This is a genomic window from Schleiferilactobacillus perolens DSM 12744 (assembly GCF_001435585.1).
Taxonomy (GTDB): Bacteria; Bacillota; Bacilli; order Lactobacillales; family Lactobacillaceae; genus Schleiferilactobacillus; species Schleiferilactobacillus perolens.
Genome location: NZ_AZEC01000001.1, coordinates 116036 through 132632 on the forward strand (window position 1 = coordinate 116036; position 16597 = coordinate 132632).

Here is a 16597-nt window from a genome sequence, read left to right on the forward strand (position 1 = left end):
GGACGGAAGCAGGCGGGGATATGTTGGATAAAGAATACAACGACGAAACGGAAAATATCGCAATGGAGATCATTGCACATTCTGGAGATGGTCGGTCACTGGCGTTTGAAGCATTGAAGGCAGCGCGGGAAGGCGATCATCAGAAGGCTGAGAATTTATTGGCGCAATCCAATCGGGAGATCAATAAGGCACACAATGTGCAGTCTCAGATGTTAGTGGATGAGGCCAATGGTAAGCAAACGGATTTCAGTATTTTACTCATCCATTCACAGGACCATTTTATGGCGAGCATGTTGGCCAATGAGTTGATATCCGAAATGGTGCGGATGTATCAAACATTTGAAGGAGGCAAGCAAGAATGAAACAAATGAAAATTCTACTGGTTTGTGCAGGCGGAATGTCCACCAGCATTTTGATGAAGAAGCTGCAAAAGTACAGTGACGATCGCGGTATGGGCGACCAAATCACGGCGGTTGGACTGGGCGCATACGAGGACGTTTATCGAAACTACGATGTCATTTTAATGGGGCCGCAAGTTTCCTACCGCGTGGATGAAGTGAAACAAACAACCGGGTTACCCACCGCTCCGATTCCATCTTATGACTATGCTGTCGGCAATAGCGACAATATTTTCAAATTGGCTGAAAAGCTTGTGACAGACAATGTGTCTAACTAATCCACTGCTGTTTTCAATCGTGTAAGGAGGAAAAATCATGGAACGCTTCTTTAATAGCAAAGCCATGGCAGGTTTGCAAAAATTTGGGCAGAAGCTCGGAACCAATAAATTCATCACAGCGTTACAAGCAGCAATGATGTCTTTAATGGGAATCTTGATGGTCGGAGCAATTTTCCAAATCATTACTTCGGTTTTGGGACCGACAATGTTTGGGGTTTTATCGGATAAGAGCGTCATTTTTAATTACTTGAATATTCCTTATCAGTTCTCGATGAACTCGTTATCTCTCTGGGTAGTCTTATTCCTGGCATTCAACTATGCCAAGACGTTGAAAATCGAAACGCCGATTATGAGTGCAATTAATGCGTTATTTTCATTCTTAATCGTGGCGGGGGCCCTGGTCGTTGCCAAAAGTGGTGCCGTCAGTATCGATATGACTTATCTTGGTGCCCAAGGCATGTTCATTGGGTTTGTTGTTGTCTTCATTTCGGTACAGGTCGAGAAGTTTTGTATTGATAAGAATATCCGGATTAAGATGCCTGATGTGGTACCGCCGTTCCTTCAGGACGGATTCTCAGCTATTTTGCCATTGTTCTTCAATGCCATTATCTTCCTGGCTGCGTCTTTAGCAGTGACAGTTTTGACCGCTGGCAAACTCACCATCACATCTGGATTCATGGCGTTACTGGCGGCACCATTAAGCGCATTAACTTCCACAGTGGGTATCTTTATCCTTTGTATCTTTGGTGCATTGCTGTGGGTCTTCGGTATCCACGGCACAATGATTTTAGTACCGATTATCATGCCATTGTCAATTCAAGCAGTCTCTGCCAATGCGGCCCTTCATGCTGCGGGTAAACCTGTTGTTTTCTATCCCGTGATGTTGTTTGCTTACATGGCCGTTGCTGGTGGGACAGGTAACACATTAGCATTGGCGTTGATGTCACTGCGGTCAAAGTCGAAGCAGCTGAGCGCAGTGGGTAAGATTTCAGCCATCCCAGGTTGGTTCAATATTAACGAACCAATGACTTTTGGGATTCCCATCATGTACAACCCAATTATGAGTATTCCTTACGTCCTGAATATTCCGGTGGTGATGTTGTGTGCACTAGTTCTTTACAAAGTAGGATTCTTTGTCCCTGGCTGGATTGTGATTACCGCTTTGTTGCCAATGGGCTTTGGTAGTTATCTCAGCACACTGAGCTGGACTAACGCCATTGGTGACTATCTCATGCTGATTCCATCTGCGATTGTCTGGTATCCGTTCTTCAAAGTTTACGAGAAGCAATTAGTCGCTAAGGAAGCCAAGGCAGCTGCAGAAGAAGCCGCTCAAGCAAAGGAACAAGCGGCGGCAATTAGCGCCGATCATGATGATACACCGACAATGGGTACGCACGAAGCACAACCAGAATAGGAGGAAACAAAATTGGTATTTCCAAAAGGATTTCTTTGGGGCGGTGCGACGGCTGCCAACCAATGTGAGGGCGCTTATGATGTGGACGGCCGGGGATTGTCGCGGATGGACATCACGACTGCGGGCACTTTGACAGAACGCCGGCAGGTGACATACACCTATCCAGATGGCCGGACTGGTAAGGGCCTCACCATTCCCACAGGCGCTCATGGGGCAGTCCTACCGGGAGAATACTATCCCAATCATGACGGCATTGATTTCTATCATCACTACAAAGAAGACATTGCGCTCTTTGCGGAAATGGGCTTCAAGATTTTCAGAATGTCCATCTCGTGGTCCCGTATTTTCCCGCATGGGGATGAGAGTGAGCCGAATCAAAAGGGCTTAGAATTCTATCGCAACGTCTTTGAAGAACTCCACAAATATGGGATCGAACCACTGGTGACCATTTCTCACTATGAAACGCCATTGTATCTTGAGGAACACTACGGCGGCTGGAACAATCGAAAGATGATCAGCTTCTACACGCATTATGCGGAGACACTGTTTAAAGAATACCGTGGACTGGTGAAGTATTGGCTGACCTTCAACGAAATCAATACCACGATTATGTTTTTAGAAATGCTCGGGGGGAAGGCAGACGATGCGGCTTACCAACAGGCTTATCAGCAATTGCACTATCAATTTGTGGCAAGTGCCCAAGCGGTGAGCATCGGTCACCAAATTAGTTCAGACAATCAAATTGGCTGCATGATTTGTGGCATTGTCTCTTATCCACTAACCCCGGATCCCCAAGACATCATGAAGAATCGTCATGCTTGGGAACAAAACATTTTTTACTCAGGCGATGTGCAATGCTTTGGTGAGTATCCGACATTTTCCAAGCGCCTATGGGATGCACATGATGTTCATCTCGATATCACAGATCAAGATCGCGCCGATTTGAAGTCTGGGACAGTGGATATGTACACCTTCTCCTATTACATGTCGAGCACAACGACGACTCATGCGGTGGAAAATGATGCTCAGGGTAACTTCTCAATCGGAGCGAAGAATCCTTACTTACAATATTCCGAATGGGATTGGGCAGATGACCCAGCCGGCCTACAGTACTATCTGGAAGTTATTTACGATCGGTACCATTTGCCATTGATGATTGTTGAAAATGGCCTAGGTGCAGTGGATAAGGTGGGAGCAGATGGCAGCATCCACGACCCGTACCGGATTGCCTATATGGCAGAACATATTGAGGCGATGGAAAAAGCCATTGCAAATGGTGTTGATTTGGTCGGGTACACCAGTTGGGGATGTATTGATCTGGTTTCCGCAGGAACAGGACAGATGTCTAAACGGTATGGTCTGATTTATGTTGATCGAGACGATGCGGGTAATGGCACTTTTGAACGTCGTAAAAAAGACAGTTTCTATTGGTATCAGAATGTGATTCAAACGAATGGGGCGGCGGTTGCCGTACCTCAAGTCTAGAAGGGTGGATATCTCAATGGCATTTGATAAGAACTTTCTTTGGGGCGGTGCAACCGCAGCAAATCAATATGAAGGCGGATATTTAGACGGTGGTAAAGGACTCAGCACATCAGATGTGTTAACTGCCGGGGCACACGATAAGCGGCGCCGGGTGACTTGGAAGAACCCCACGACTGGTGAAACAGGATCAACGAGTTTCGACTTTTTGAAATCTCAACGTGTCGTTCCTGAAGGGACGGTCCCCGCAGTATTGAATGATGAGTACTATCCAAGTCATGTGGCCACAGACTTTTATCATCACTACAAAGAAGACATCGGCTTAATGGCAGAGATGGGCTTCAAGGCCTTCCGGCTAAGTATCAATTGGGCCCGCATTTTCCCTAATGGTGATGATGCAGAGCCCAACGAAGAAGGATTGGCGTTTTATGATCATGTCTTCGACGAATGTCAAAAACATGGGATTGAACCGCTAGTCACCCTCTCCCACTATGAAACCCCGCTGGCGCTGGCAATCAATTACAATGGTTGGGCGAGTCGTCGGCTGATCGACTTTTTCGTTAAATACGCTACCACTGTCATGACGCGGTACAAGGGTAAGGTGAAGTATTGGCTCACATTTAACGAAATCAATGTCATGGAAATGGCACCCTTCATGGGCGGTGGGGTCATTGCCAGTTCGCCGCAGATCAAAGCGCAGGCCGCCCACAATCAATTTGTGGCCAGCGCGAAAGTGGTTAAGGCGGCACATGAAATTGATCCGACCATGCAAGTTGGTCAAATGTTGGCTTATGGTCCGCTCTATGCTTACACCGCTGATCCGGCAGACCAGTTGTTAGTCATGGAACAGATGCAGGCGAGCATGTTTTACGCCGATGTCCAAACCGGCGGCCATTATCCCCAGTACCGGCTTAAGAAGTATGAGCGGGAAGGTATCAAACTGGATGACACCCCGGAAGACTACAAGCTGTTAGAGAAGTATTCAGCCGACTTCCTGAGCTTTTCTTGTTATGGTTCCAATGTGGTGACCACCCATGAAGATGGTGACAAGACCAGTGGGAACTTCATGATGGGCATTAAGAATCCATATTTGAAGACCAATGCCTGGGGCTGGGCCATTGATCCCGATGTGCTGCGGTTGGCACTCAACACACTCTACGATCGCTATCACAAGCCATTGTGGATCGTTGAGAATGGGATTGGCTGGGATGACCAAATCTCCGCAGACGGTAAGATTCATGACAGCTACCGGATCGAATACCTGCAGCAGAACCTCAATTCAATGCGTGATGCCGTGACGATCGATGGTGTTGATCTCATGGGGTACACCATGTGGGGCTGCATCGACCTCGTCTCCGCAGGGACCGGCGAGATGAAGAAACGTTACGGTTTTGTCTATGTGGATCGGGACGATAACGGTAACGGAACATTGGACCGGACGCCCAAAGATTCATTCTATTGGTACAAGAAAGTGATCGCATCAAATGGCGAAGATTTAACAGATTCGTTGAATGCGGAGAGTGTTGCAGCCAAATAAAGCGTTAATAAGATCACTAAGCAAGCCAGCTTTTGCAGTACGCAGGAGCTGGTTTTTGCTGTCGCCAGTACCGAACATTACAGATTTTCAAAAACTGAAAATATCCACGGTGATTAGAAAATTGACCCCTGAGACCCGGAAACAAAACAAAGCAAGCGTTTTCTATAATAGAAGACAGAAAGGGGTCATCAAAATGACAAATGAGCAATTTCCAGATAACTTCCTATGGGGAGCCGCCACGAGTGCATTCCAGGTGGAAGGAGGAAATCAGGAAGATGGCAAGGGCTTGTCTGTTGCAGACATTCGCTCGTATCCGAAGCGGCATCAGCAGTTAGACACAACTGTGAGTGTTGACCACTATCATCATTGGCGTGAGGATGTTCAGCTGATGAAGGAATTAGGATTGAAAAGCTATCGTTTTTCAATTAATTGGAGCCGAATATTTCCCAACGGTGATGAGGTAGAACCAAATCAAGCGGGTTTACGTTTTTACCATCACCTGATTGATGAACTGGTTGCTGCTAATATCGAACCGATGGTCACGATGACCCATTTTGATCAACCATATGGATTGGTTAAGAAGTACGGCGGTTGGGTGGATCGGCGATCCATTGCGGACTTTGTCAAATATGCCAAGTGGTTGCTTAAAGAATTTTCCCCGCAGGTGCGTTATTGGTTAACCATCAACGAACAAGCGGTGATGGTACTGGCGACGGATATGTTGGGCATCGATGATCACCTTGATGAGCACACGCGGTATCAGATGGCCTACCAGGCTAATTATCACATGTGGCTCGCCCAGGCAGAGGTCTATAAGCTTTGCCATGACGAATATCCAAATTGCATGATCGGTCCTGCCGTCTCTTACATCACCACGTTACCAGCGTCGCGCAAGTCTTATGACATGTTAGCTGCTAAAGAATTGGAAGATTTTTATTCTTTTGCCCAAATGGATGTGGCCATCCATGGCGTCATTCCAAAATACTTTGAAAATGAGCTGGCTAATCTGAATATCGAAATAAGCACACAACCAGGTGATGAACAAGTCCTTCAGGAAGGTCGCGCTAATTATTTGGGCGTGAACTGGTACTGTACAACAATTGTTGAAGCCAGGCGCGATGCCGATCCAAATGGTTTCATTTTCCGGCGAATCAATCGGGTTATAGATCCTGATTTACTGTACACGGAGTGGGGCTGGAACTTTGATCCAGTTGGCCTGCGATACGGTCTGCGGCAATTAAATGATCGCTATCCAAATATCCCAATTGCGATTACAGAATGTGGTTGGTCCGAGCGAGAGGAACTTATTGAAGGAAAAGTCCACGATCCCCAGCGGATTTCATATCTGCACGACCATATCCATCAAATGTGGCTGGCCATTCAAGATGGCGTCAACGTTTTCTCGTTCAACCCGTGGTCGTTTATTGATTTACTCAGTAATGGCGACGGCATGGAGAAGCGTTATGGACTTGTCTTTGTTGATCGGACTAATTTTGACGAAAAGAACCAGAAACGTTACAAGAAGGATAGTTTCTACTACTATCAAAAGGTTCTTCAAACCAACAGTCTTCAGCCCAATTGATGTATCGCCAGCAGGCGGCGGACATAGTAATCCGAAAAAACACGCATGGGATAATTGCCAATTGCTAAATGGCGTCGACTGCTTAAGAAAATAGTTTGGACAAAGCCAAACATATCCATGGCATTGTAATTTTGAGTGATGAGTACCAGTGGAATTTCCGAGGTAGACAAGTGTTGATAGAAGCTCTGATAATGAGCAAAAAAGTTTCCGTAGTTTGAAAGTATAATGACCAGATCTCGACTGGTGTAGCGCGTCATGACTTCTTTCATTTTCACTTGGCTTTCTGCAACTTCAACTGCTTTGCCTAGAACCAGATAACCAAGCTGGATATCCTTAGCCACTTGCAACGAATCGCTGAAGCCGAGCAGAGCGGTGTTCTCTGCTTGGTCGACACGATGAATCAGTTCGTCAACATCTTCAAAGCGCAGGGTCTGTCTGAGATCCTCCAGCGCGTCAATGACTTGACCAGTGTATTCAGATAGAAATGTCTGCGGCTGGGTATTGACCACCGACAAAGTAGACGGTGACATTCGTAAAAAGGAGTTCTTTGAGGAATGGAGCACCTCATCAAAATATTGACGAAAATCCCGAAAGTTTTCCAAACCAATCATTCGCACAAACCGACTAATGGTCGCTTGAGATGTGTATGTTTTCTCTGCCAGTTCCGTAATCGACAGTTGGGGTATCTCACGCAAATGGCGAAGAATATAACTCACGACCTTGTAATAGGTATCGGTGGTGCTCGCGTTATTGTAATATCGGTAAATCACGGCAATCGGATCCATAATTTCTCCTAACGAAAGGTTGGTAAAAATGACCAAGCTTTATTCACATTTTGAAACTGGAATTGAAAAATACATTCTTCCAGCGGCCACCAAATTTGGTCAGAACAAAGTGATTCAAGCCATCTCAGGGGGCTTGATGTACACATTGCCCTTGACCCTGGGTGCATCTGTATTCTCCATCCTGGCAAACTTTCCCATCCCAGCGGTGGATAAGTATTTCTCCACCCTGGGGCTGACGGCCCACTTCAATGCAGTTTTGGGCGGCACACTTAATGCCATTGCACTATTTATTGCTTTTTCTATTCCTTATGCATACACGAAATTGTTGAATCGGTCAAGCGCCAATCCGCTCATTGCAGCGATGTTATCGGCAGCATCATTCATCATCATGATGCCGCAGACGGTTGGTAAAGCTGGGAAAATATCTGCACTCTCGTATGATTATTTGGGCAGTTCAGGGATGTTTGTTGCGATCATTCTTGGCCTGGTCATCGCCCGGATATATGTATGGTTGTCCGGCAAAAAGCGACTGGTGATTCACATGCCAGATGGGGTGCCGCCAATGGTCTCCCAGTCGTTTGAACCACTGCTTGTTTCCCTACTGATCATTCTGGGCGTCGTCGCTGTCCGGATCGTGTTAGGATTTACACCGCTCAAAAATATTTTCTCTTTAGTGCAAATGGTGATTGGCGGGCCATTATTGAAACTTGGCAGTTCTGCACCGGCATTAATTGCAATCACAGTAATTGCTAACGGCCTATTTTTCTTCGGAATCCATCCCAATGCGATTAATTCTGCACTGATGCCATTGCTCTTAACGTTTGCGATGGCCAACGTTGAAGCAGCGCAAAAGGGTTTGGCCATGCCCTACAAAGACATTATGATTTTGAACAGCTTCTTGAATAACGATGCCGTCGGAAGTACGCTGAGTTTAATGGCTGTTATTCTGATTTTCTGTAAAAGTAAACGATATCGGTCGTTTTCTAAAGTGGCAATTGTCCCCAACTTCTTCAATATTAACGAGCCGGTGATTTTTGGCCTCCCAATTATGCTCAACCCAGTACTACTTTTACCATTCCTGATTAGTACAGTGGTCACTGCGTCCATCGGTTATTTAGGTTCTATTACCGGGTTCATTGCGACGTATAATCAGGCCCTGGCGCTTGGCATTCCCTGGACAATGCCAAAAGTTATCACAAGCTTCTTCACAATGGGCTGGCAGGGTGTTGCATTACGAATTCTGTGCTTTGTACTAGTCGGTGCAATTTATTTACCCTTTATCAAAGCGCTCGACAAGAAAGAGCTGGATAAAGAAAAGCTGGATCTCGCGCATGAGCAACTCACGGCGGAGAAAGCATCGATGAATCTTGTGAAGGAGTAACGAAACAATGAAATTATTAGCAGTCGATGTTGGCGGCACATATACCAAATATGCACGATACGATTCTGAGGGAGAAAAACTGCGCGAACTTCCCAAGCAATTAACACCTCAGAGTACGACAAGTGACCTCATCAGCCAAATTGTTGGTGTTCAGAACACGCATCAGGACATCGAGGGAATCGCCATCAGTATGCCAGGCACTTTAGATAACAGGACTGGATATATCTATCAGGGCGGTGCGTTACAGTACAATTCAGGCAAGAACATTGTAGAATTGCTGACTCAAGCGGCACATTGTCAAGTGGCAGTGGAAAATGATGCACGCTGTGCTGCGATGGCTGAGATGTGGAAAGGGAATTTGATTGGCATTAATAACGCACTCGTATTGGTCCTTGGTACTGGATTAGGGGGTGCCATTGTCCAAAATGGTGAGATTTATCGCGGTACGCATTTATATGCCGGAGAACTGTCAATCCTAATGACCAAGTCAATTACGGAATATGGCCTGCAAGCCGTTCTGGGTGCCCAGGTGGGAATCCCCGCTTTCGTGAATGAAGTGGGGGAAAAACTTGGCCGGAAGATTACAGGACCACAGCTATTTGAACTTGTTAAAGAGAGAAACGCAATAGCGACTGAGGCATTCCAACAGTACATCGACAACTTTGTCCCGCAGCTCTTCAATTTTCAAATTATGTACGACCCGCAAAAGATTTTAATCGGCGGCGGTGTCAGTAATAATCCTGTATTCGTGAACCAGTTACGACAGTCGCTTGAGGAGTTTTATGATCGTTTGCCGATTCATATTGCCCACGATCCTCTGGGTGTTTGTAAATTTGGCAGTGAAGCTAATCTGTTAGGTGCGGTCAAGAATTATCTTGATCGGGAGAGAGCATCGGAATAAAGCAAGGGGGACACACTACTTGGCAATCGCTTTTGCCAAGTAGTGTGTCCCCGTTTGATGTGTCGTTTTTAAGCCTGTGACCGATAGGCAAATCGGGTCGAATAATTCAGTTGTTTCGTTTCAATGAGCTCGTGGTACCACAAACCAGACTTCTTTAGATGCCTGGCAAGATTATCTTCAAGATCAATCTCAACTAAACCGTAGCGGTTCTTAAAGGCATTCATGGGAGATACATTATCCGTAAACGCCCAAAGCATATACCCTTCGCAATTTGCGCCTTCATGAACCGCTTTAAGCAACCACCAGAGATGCTCACTAATGAAGTTGATGCGGTAATCATCCTGAATTTGACCTGATGAGTTCTTAAAGCGGCGCTCGTTTTCAGTGCCCATCCCATTTTCACTAATGAACCAAGGGAAATTGTTATAATCATCACGCATCACCTTGGCCATGTCGTACATCATTGGCGGGTAAATCTCCCATCCCCGAGAGTTGTTCATCTTTCGGCCAGGAAGTTCAAAATCGCTGTAGTACTTCCTGGGATTAAATGGAGCGGACGGATCCCACTGATGTTCCGGTGTTTTCACACGTTTTGGGAAGTAAAGATTAAGGCCAATTACGTCAATTGTGTTGGCCTTAATTAAGGCTAGTTCTTCATCAGTGGAGTTAAACAGGATGTGATTATCACTGAGCAATTTAATTAATTCTGGTGAGTAATCTCCTTTAATCAGCGGATCTGTAAAGACCCGATTATAAAGTAGATCGAATCTTTTCGCTGCGAGAACATCTAGTTGGTTGTTAGTCGCACGCGGATACGCAAATTCCCAATTATGGATAATACCAATTCTACCACTTTGGCTAGATGAGCGAAAAGCCTGTACGGTTAATGCAGTAGCTAAGACTTTATTATAGTTGCACTGCATCCACTTTTTTGGATTTAAATCATGAGGATAACGAAGGCCATCTAAATGAATACGGGTCTGCGGCACAATTGGCTCGTTGAAAGTGAACCATTGGTGGACGCGATCCCCGTATCGTTCAAACAAGATCTTTGCGTAACCCACGAAAAGATCAACTACTCTTTTGCTATTCCATCCATCATATTTGTCAATCAAGAATTGCGGCACTTCATAGTGTTCGATCGCAATCATTGGTTCAACATTTGCCGAAATCAGCGCATTAATGACATTGTTGACATGATCGGCGTAGTCCTCATCCACCACTAAGTTTTCGTAATCCGTAAAAAATCGTGACCAGTTAATGGAAGTTCGATAATGACTAAGACCAATTTCTTTCATGAGAGCAACATCTTCCGAATATCGGGTCATAAAATCGGTGGCAACGTCAGGACCTTTACCCTCATGCCACACAAAATATTCGTGCTTAAACCAATCATCGAGATAAGAGTCCTGGCCGGCTTTCTTTCCGTGCCAGCCTTCTGTTTGCCAAGCTGATGAAGCAGCACCAAGCATAAAGCCTTCGGGAATCTGCATTGTATTATTCCTCCTCTTACAAGTCTTGTTTAGGATTCATCCGGTTCATTGCTTGCACAAAAGGCAAGTAGATCAATATTGAGACAATGATACAGATGACTTGGGTTGCGACTGCTCCCCAGTTACCACCTGTGGCCAACCAGCCACTAATCAGAGGTGGCGTTGGCCAGGGAACCATCACGTATGCCCTGGCGGCAAACCCCCAGGCGGTTGCGAAGTAGCCAATGGTTCCGGTAACCAGCGGAGTAATGATGAATGGAATGCCCATGATCGGATTTAGCACAATCGGTAAACCAAAAATAAGTGGTTCGTTGATATTGAACAGACCTGGAACAAAGCTAAGTTTGACAATTGAACGTGTGTCTTCACGCTTACTCGCAATAAGGACGGCAATCATTAAGCCAATGGTGACACCGGATCCGCCCATTGACATGTACATATCCCAAAATGGCATCGTGATGATGTTTGGTAATGCCTTACCTGCATTGAAAGCCTCTGTGTTTGCCGCGATAGCAGCCAACAGTAGTGGTTCACGAACTGGTTTGATCATTTGATTTCCATGAATACCAATCAACCAGAAAATTTGTGCGACTAACATTAAAGTTAAAATCCCAGGAAGACCTTGTACTACGTTTTGCAAAGGCTTCTGAACCAGATTGTAGATGATGTCGTATAAGTACATTCCGGTCATTTTCTGGATGAGAAAAGCGCTTGTGCCAATAATGCCGACTGAAAGCATGGTTGGAATGAGCGCCGAGAAGCTGCGTGAAACATTTGGCGGTACACTGTCTGGCATCGTGATAATGAGCGATTTTCGAGTTGATAACCATGCATATAACTCTACCGAAACGATGGCAATGAACATTCCTAGGAATAACCCTTTGGTATCAGTGTATTGTTTTGCAAAAACGTTGGCGATTTCCAATGTTTTCTTGCCATCAAGATACTGATAAACAGAAGGGTTGACGGTGATGTAACTCATGAGGGCAATGATGCCAGGAAAATACCCTTCAATGTGATTTCGCTTGCCCATCTCGATACCGATTAGGAATACGGCATAAATTGTGAAAAAACTCAAAGTAGCGTAATTGATTGCATCAGATATTGGCTTTAGTTGAACCAACCACCCTAATGCCTTGATCTTGGCTAATCCGTTGACATTATCAAATACCATACTGGAAAACAAAGTCGCAAAAGCACCAGTGATGATGATGGGGATCAACGAATAAAATGAATCTTTGATCGCCGATATGTATCTGTTGCTGTTGACGGCTAAAGCAACACGGTTAAGGCCCCCAATAACTTTCTCCTTCAAAATAATTCCTCCTTTGTAAAGTTCAGTAATGAACGGGATAACGCTTACACGTTACCAAAGCACATTCTAGATGTCAATAGTTTTCAAAAACAGGTTGAAACGATGTAAATTACTTTCAATGGTGACACCCCGACTGGACGTTTCAGGATCAGAATGACGTGCGACGTGATAAACAGTCAGAACTTGTTGATGTACAAAACAGACCAATATTTTTTAAACCGTGAGAAAGCTCATGCGGTCACGAATTATGCGCACGATACCACGATCAGTACTAGTTAAAAATCGAAAAACAGGCTTGACAAAAATTGAAGAAAGCCTTTACACTAATGCTGGCATCAAAAACAGGCATACATGTATGCATAAATTTTCGAAATAGGCGCTAATCAGGCGATTATGAAAAAACTATGCAAACATGGACAGAGCCAATGACTACCAAAAATGTTATGGGAATGATCAAATGGAATATCGGGATGTAAGTCCAACAGTTCAGGCAGAAGAAATGCTCAGATATCTGACAAATGGAATGACTGATGGTGAATCCTTTCCGTCAGAAAGAACGTTGACGGAAAAGATTGGTATCAGCAGAACATCGTTGCATGCCGCAATTACGCAGTTACGCAACTCAGGTGAGGTAACTTCTCAGGAACGCCGGGGAATGACAGTGAATAAAAAGGCCATATTAAATATGCTGGATATGTCCTCAATGTCTGATGAATTGAACCACGCTGGGAAAAAGCTGACTATTCGTTTTCTGAATAGTCAGATTCGACCCGCCGAACCTGTAGAGGAAGCATTTTTAACAGTCGGTGATGGAAAAGTTGTCGAGATATCGCGGGTCCGTGACTTGAACGAAGTACCGGTGACATTTGAAAGGGCAGTTTTGATTGCGGACAAGTTTCCACAACTTGAGAAAGTTGACTTCACGAATCGCTCGTTATACCAAACCTTAGCGAGCAAATACCAAATTAAGGCAACATATGGGCGTGAGGAAATTGCTTATTGTGCGGCTGATGATTTTTTGGCCTCGAAACTCAGTGTGCAAGTTGGAGAACCATTATATCGAGTAGTCAGTCGGACATATGATCAACACGACCAGCCGCTGGAGTACACAACCCAATATTTAGTTGGGAAGCATATTAAGTATCGCTTTTACGCAAAAGGCATATTCGACTATCGGGAGGATGATACCAATGACTCTGTTTGAGGATATTGCAGATGAAATATCCCAAAGAATTAACGAGGGATTTTATTCTGCCAATTCGTCATTACCAAACGAGATCGAATTGCAGGCAAAATACGGTGTCAGTCGGTCAACGGTGCGTAAAGCAATAGACATACTGGTTGAACAACATAAAGTCGTGCGAAAAAGGGGAGTGGGATTATTTCTTGCGCCGGAAATCTCAGCACAGAATATTTTAGAAATGACAGGTATTGCGAAGCCGGCCAGCATTGATGATTTCAAAGTTATCATGCGTGATAAGTACTTGCGAAAAGCAGGTCCGCTTTTTGCGCACCTACTACATATACAGGAAAATGAGCTTGTATATTATGTCAGCTTTCTGCAGCAGGGTGGGGAGAAGGTCACTAAAGAAGTATTGATACTACCGCTACAATATTTTCCGGATTTTGATGTCTCAGTGCTCAAAGTCGTTACAGTACTTGAGGCGATGAGCTCAGGAAAAAGAAAAGTAGCTGACATGGAACAGCAGCTTCAGTTGATCACGGGATCAACTGAGCTGGTGAAACAACTGCAAATTTCGGAGAACGCGCCGGTATTTAAAACGGTCAATTTTATGTATACAGAGGGCGGTGATCCCATTGCGCTAGAAACACGATTCGAACCGGCAGAAGTAACGAAGTATGTGGTTGATTTCTAAAATGAAATGGAGGATCTATCATGATCAAATTATTACGTGTCGATCATCGCCTTTTACATGGTCAAGTGGCAGTTTCGTGGTTTAATTCGCTGGATGTCAACACGATTCTAATCGCTAACGATGCGGTAGCCCAAGACGATTTCCGCAAGTCTGCGATTCGGCTAGCCAAACCAGAAAACGCAAAGCTAGTAATGAAGTCAATCAGTGACAGCGTGGCCGCAATAAATTCGGGAGTGACCGATAAGTATAAGATGCTAGTCGTTGTTGAGTCTGTTGATGATGCGGATCGGTTGATTCGAGGAAGTAAAGAAAAAATCGCAGCATTAAATGTAGGCGGTACCAAACCGCGAGAGGGTACCATTAATTATTCCAAGGCCGTCAATTTAACTAGTGAAGAGGCTGAGAAGTTAGCGGCTTTAGAACACGATGGCGTGAATGTCTACTTGCAGCAAGTGCCTAACGAAACAGCTGAGAAGTTCTCAAAAAAATAGAGAGGAGATGTGCTAAATGAGTCCAATTATTACTGCGATTCTTCTGGCCTTAACTGCCATGTTAGCTAACGGAGAGTATTTCTTGGGATCGTCTATGCTTTCTAGGCCATTAGTGACTTGTACAATTGCCGGTATCATTATGGGCAATGTCCACGCTGGTATTGTGATGGGTGCGACACTCGAGTTGGCGTTTATCGGTTCATTTTCAATTGGCGCATCAATTCCACCAGAAATTATCTCGGGTAGTATTCTGGGAACTGCTTTCGCCATTGGTGCAGGGAAAAGCACAGCCGTAGCACTGACGCTGGGAATTCCGATTGCATCACTTGTATTAATTATTAAAAACCTTTGCTTCATTTTTATCTTGCCATTCTTTGTGCATAAAGCGGATCAGTACGCTGCTGAAGGTGATGATAAGGGTGTCGGTAGAATGAATCTGTTGGGCGGTTTTTTCTCAGTCAACTTGCCCATTGGCTTGATCGTGGGTATTTCATATGTTTTGGGCAGTCCTATGATCAAAGCGTTTCTTGGAATTATTCCGAAATTCGTGATTAATGGTTTAGGCATTGCCACAGGATTGCTCCCTGCATACGGGTTTGCACTTTTATTGAAATTGATGATTAATAAGCGAAATGTCGTATTCTTCGTTCTTGGATTTGCTCTGGCTGTCTATTTGAAAGTGCCAGTGACTGGGGTAGCCATTTTTGGTGGTTGCTTGGCACTTATACTGACTGGTTATGCGGCATTTAAAGCACACGGTGAACCGACGGCAGCCACTGCAGGTCCGGCTCCCGAGAGAAATAGTACAAACAGTTCGGACAAAAATGGAGGCATCGATTATGAAGATGAAGAGTTCTAAACTGCTGACGCGCAAAGACTTAATGAAAACATTCTGGCGCTCCTTCACGATGGAATGGGCTTGGAACTACGAGCGACAAATGAATCTAGGATATTCATATGCGATGATTCCCGCATTGCGCAAGATTTATAAGGGCCAAAAAGGGAAGATGGTATCTGCGCTCAAACGACATCTTGAATTCTTTAATGTCACACCTTGGTTGTCGACATTTCCGCTAGGCATCTCCATTGCTATGGAAGAACAGAATGAGCTGAATCCAGATTTCGATCCAGAATCCATTAACAACATCAAAGTGGCGTTAATGGGTCCATTAAGTGGACTGGGTGACTCGTTTTTCTGGGGAACCCTGCGCGTGATTGCAACAGGGATCGGAACTTCGTTGGCGCTGCAAGGGAATATCTTAGGACCAATTCTTTTCCTGCTCATCTTCAATATTCCGGCAATCTTAGCGCGGTATTATGGGCTGTATCTTGGCTACAACATTGGCGCCAGCTTCATTGAAAAGGTTCAGAAAACAGGATTAATGGATCGCCTATCATATGGTGCTTCTGTTTTAGGCTTGGGAGTCGTAGGCGCGATGGTAGCGACAATGGTGACCCTAAATATGCCGTTAAAACTAGGTACGGGTAAAGGTGCAGCATCAGTCCAGAGCATTGCAGATGGTATTGTGCCAGGAATTCTCCCCCTTTTATTTACGCTGTTTGTTTTCTGGTTGGACAAAAAGGGGGTTAAAGCGCAGTGGATTCTATTGTTGATCGCTGCTATTGGCATTTTTGGTGCATGGACCGGAATCTTAGGATAATG

The 16597-nt window shown here is 45.0% G+C and carries 16 protein-coding genes; 13 read left to right on the top strand and 3 right to left on the bottom strand.

Translation table 11 applies throughout. The annotated features are described in order from the left end of the window. Nucleotides 1-20: 20 nt before the first annotated feature. From FD09_RS00470 to FD09_RS00495, 6 genes are all read left to right on the top strand, one after another. Nucleotides 21-362, top strand: coding sequence for a PTS lactose/cellobiose transporter subunit IIA (locus tag FD09_RS00470; RefSeq protein ID WP_057817168.1), 342 nt, complete (start codon nucleotides 21-23; stop codon nucleotides 360-362). Further along, complete coding sequence (locus FD09_RS00475; protein WP_083487369.1) at nucleotides 359-676, top strand: PTS sugar transporter subunit IIB; 318 nt, start codon at nucleotides 359-361, stop codon at nucleotides 674-676. Before FD09_RS00470 ends, FD09_RS00475 begins: the two co-directional genes overlap by 4 nt. Nucleotides 677-713: 37 nt before the next feature. Continuing rightward, a complete protein-coding gene (locus tag FD09_RS00480; protein WP_057817170.1) occupies nucleotides 714-2090 on the top strand; it encodes a PTS sugar transporter subunit IIC in 1377 nt (458 codons plus the stop codon). Nucleotides 2091-2102: 12 nt separating this feature from the next. Beyond that, a complete protein-coding gene (locus tag FD09_RS00485) occupies nucleotides 2103-3575 on the top strand; it encodes a glycoside hydrolase family 1 protein (RefSeq protein WP_057817171.1) in 1473 nt (490 codons plus the stop codon). A gap of 16 nt (nucleotides 3576-3591) precedes the next feature. Next, nucleotides 3592-5109, top strand: a complete 1518-nt coding sequence (locus FD09_RS00490; RefSeq protein WP_057817173.1) for a family 1 glycosylhydrolase — start codon at nucleotides 3592-3594, stop codon at nucleotides 5107-5109. A 193-nt stretch (nucleotides 5110-5302) separates the two neighbouring features. Continuing rightward, nucleotides 5303-6691 carry a glycoside hydrolase family 1 protein gene (locus FD09_RS00495; RefSeq protein WP_057817175.1) on the top strand — a complete coding sequence of 463 codons (1389 nt, stop codon included), beginning with the start codon at nucleotides 5303-5305 and terminating at the stop codon, nucleotides 6689-6691. Here FD09_RS00495 and FD09_RS00500 read toward each other — a convergent pair. Then, complete coding sequence (locus FD09_RS00500; RefSeq protein WP_057817177.1) at nucleotides 6679-7476, bottom strand: MurR/RpiR family transcriptional regulator; 798 nt, start codon at nucleotides 7474-7476, stop codon at nucleotides 6679-6681. The genes FD09_RS00495 and FD09_RS00500 overlap by 13 nt on opposite strands. A gap of 28 nt (nucleotides 7477-7504) precedes the next feature. On the opposite strand from FD09_RS00500, the gene FD09_RS00505 reads away from it, so the two are divergent. Then, a complete protein-coding gene (locus tag FD09_RS00505) occupies nucleotides 7505-8857 on the top strand; it encodes a PTS sugar transporter subunit IIC (protein ID WP_057817179.1) in 1353 nt (450 codons plus the stop codon). Nucleotides 8858-8864: 7 nt separating this feature from the next. Beyond that, nucleotides 8865-9758, top strand: a complete 894-nt coding sequence (locus tag FD09_RS00510; RefSeq protein WP_057817181.1) for an ROK family protein — start codon at nucleotides 8865-8867, stop codon at nucleotides 9756-9758. Nucleotides 9759-9826: 68 nt separating this feature from the next. Here FD09_RS00510 and FD09_RS00515 read toward each other — a convergent pair whose 3' ends face one another. After that, nucleotides 9827-11251, bottom strand: coding sequence for a glycoside hydrolase family 1 protein (locus tag FD09_RS00515; protein WP_057817183.1), 1425 nt, complete (start codon nucleotides 11249-11251; stop codon nucleotides 9827-9829). A gap of 16 nt (nucleotides 11252-11267) precedes the next feature. Continuing rightward, nucleotides 11268-12572 (bottom strand): PTS sugar transporter subunit IIC, encoded by a 1305-nt coding sequence (locus tag FD09_RS00520; protein WP_057817185.1) that lies wholly within the window; start codon nucleotides 12570-12572, stop codon nucleotides 11268-11270. Between the two features lie 406 nt (nucleotides 12573-12978). Between FD09_RS00520 and FD09_RS00525 the strand changes: the two genes are divergently transcribed. Genes FD09_RS00525 through FD09_RS00545 form a run of 5 tightly spaced genes read left to right on the top strand, consistent with a single transcriptional unit; the run spans nucleotide 12979 to nucleotide 16595 of the window. Beyond that, entirely contained in the window at nucleotides 12979-13770 is a 792-nt protein-coding gene (locus FD09_RS00525) for a GntR family transcriptional regulator (protein WP_057817187.1), read from the top strand. Beyond that, complete coding sequence (locus tag FD09_RS00530) at nucleotides 13757-14443, top strand: GntR family transcriptional regulator (protein WP_057817189.1); 687 nt, start codon at nucleotides 13757-13759, stop codon at nucleotides 14441-14443. Before FD09_RS00525 ends, FD09_RS00530 begins: the two co-directional genes overlap by 14 nt. 20 nt (nucleotides 14444-14463) lie before the next feature. Next, complete coding sequence (locus FD09_RS00535) at nucleotides 14464-14934, top strand: PTS sugar transporter subunit IIB (RefSeq protein ID WP_057817192.1); 471 nt, start codon at nucleotides 14464-14466, stop codon at nucleotides 14932-14934. 16 nt (nucleotides 14935-14950) lie between these two features. Beyond that, nucleotides 14951-15793, top strand: coding sequence for a PTS mannose/fructose/sorbose/N-acetylgalactosamine transporter subunit IIC (locus FD09_RS00540; RefSeq protein ID WP_057817195.1), 843 nt, complete (start codon nucleotides 14951-14953; stop codon nucleotides 15791-15793). Then, nucleotides 15774-16595: a PTS system mannose/fructose/sorbose family transporter subunit IID gene (locus FD09_RS00545; RefSeq protein WP_057817197.1), complete on the top strand. Its 822-nt coding sequence runs from the start codon at nucleotides 15774-15776 to the stop codon at nucleotides 16593-16595. Before FD09_RS00540 ends, FD09_RS00545 begins: the two co-directional genes overlap by 20 nt. The last annotated feature ends 2 nt before the right edge of the window (nucleotides 16596-16597 follow it).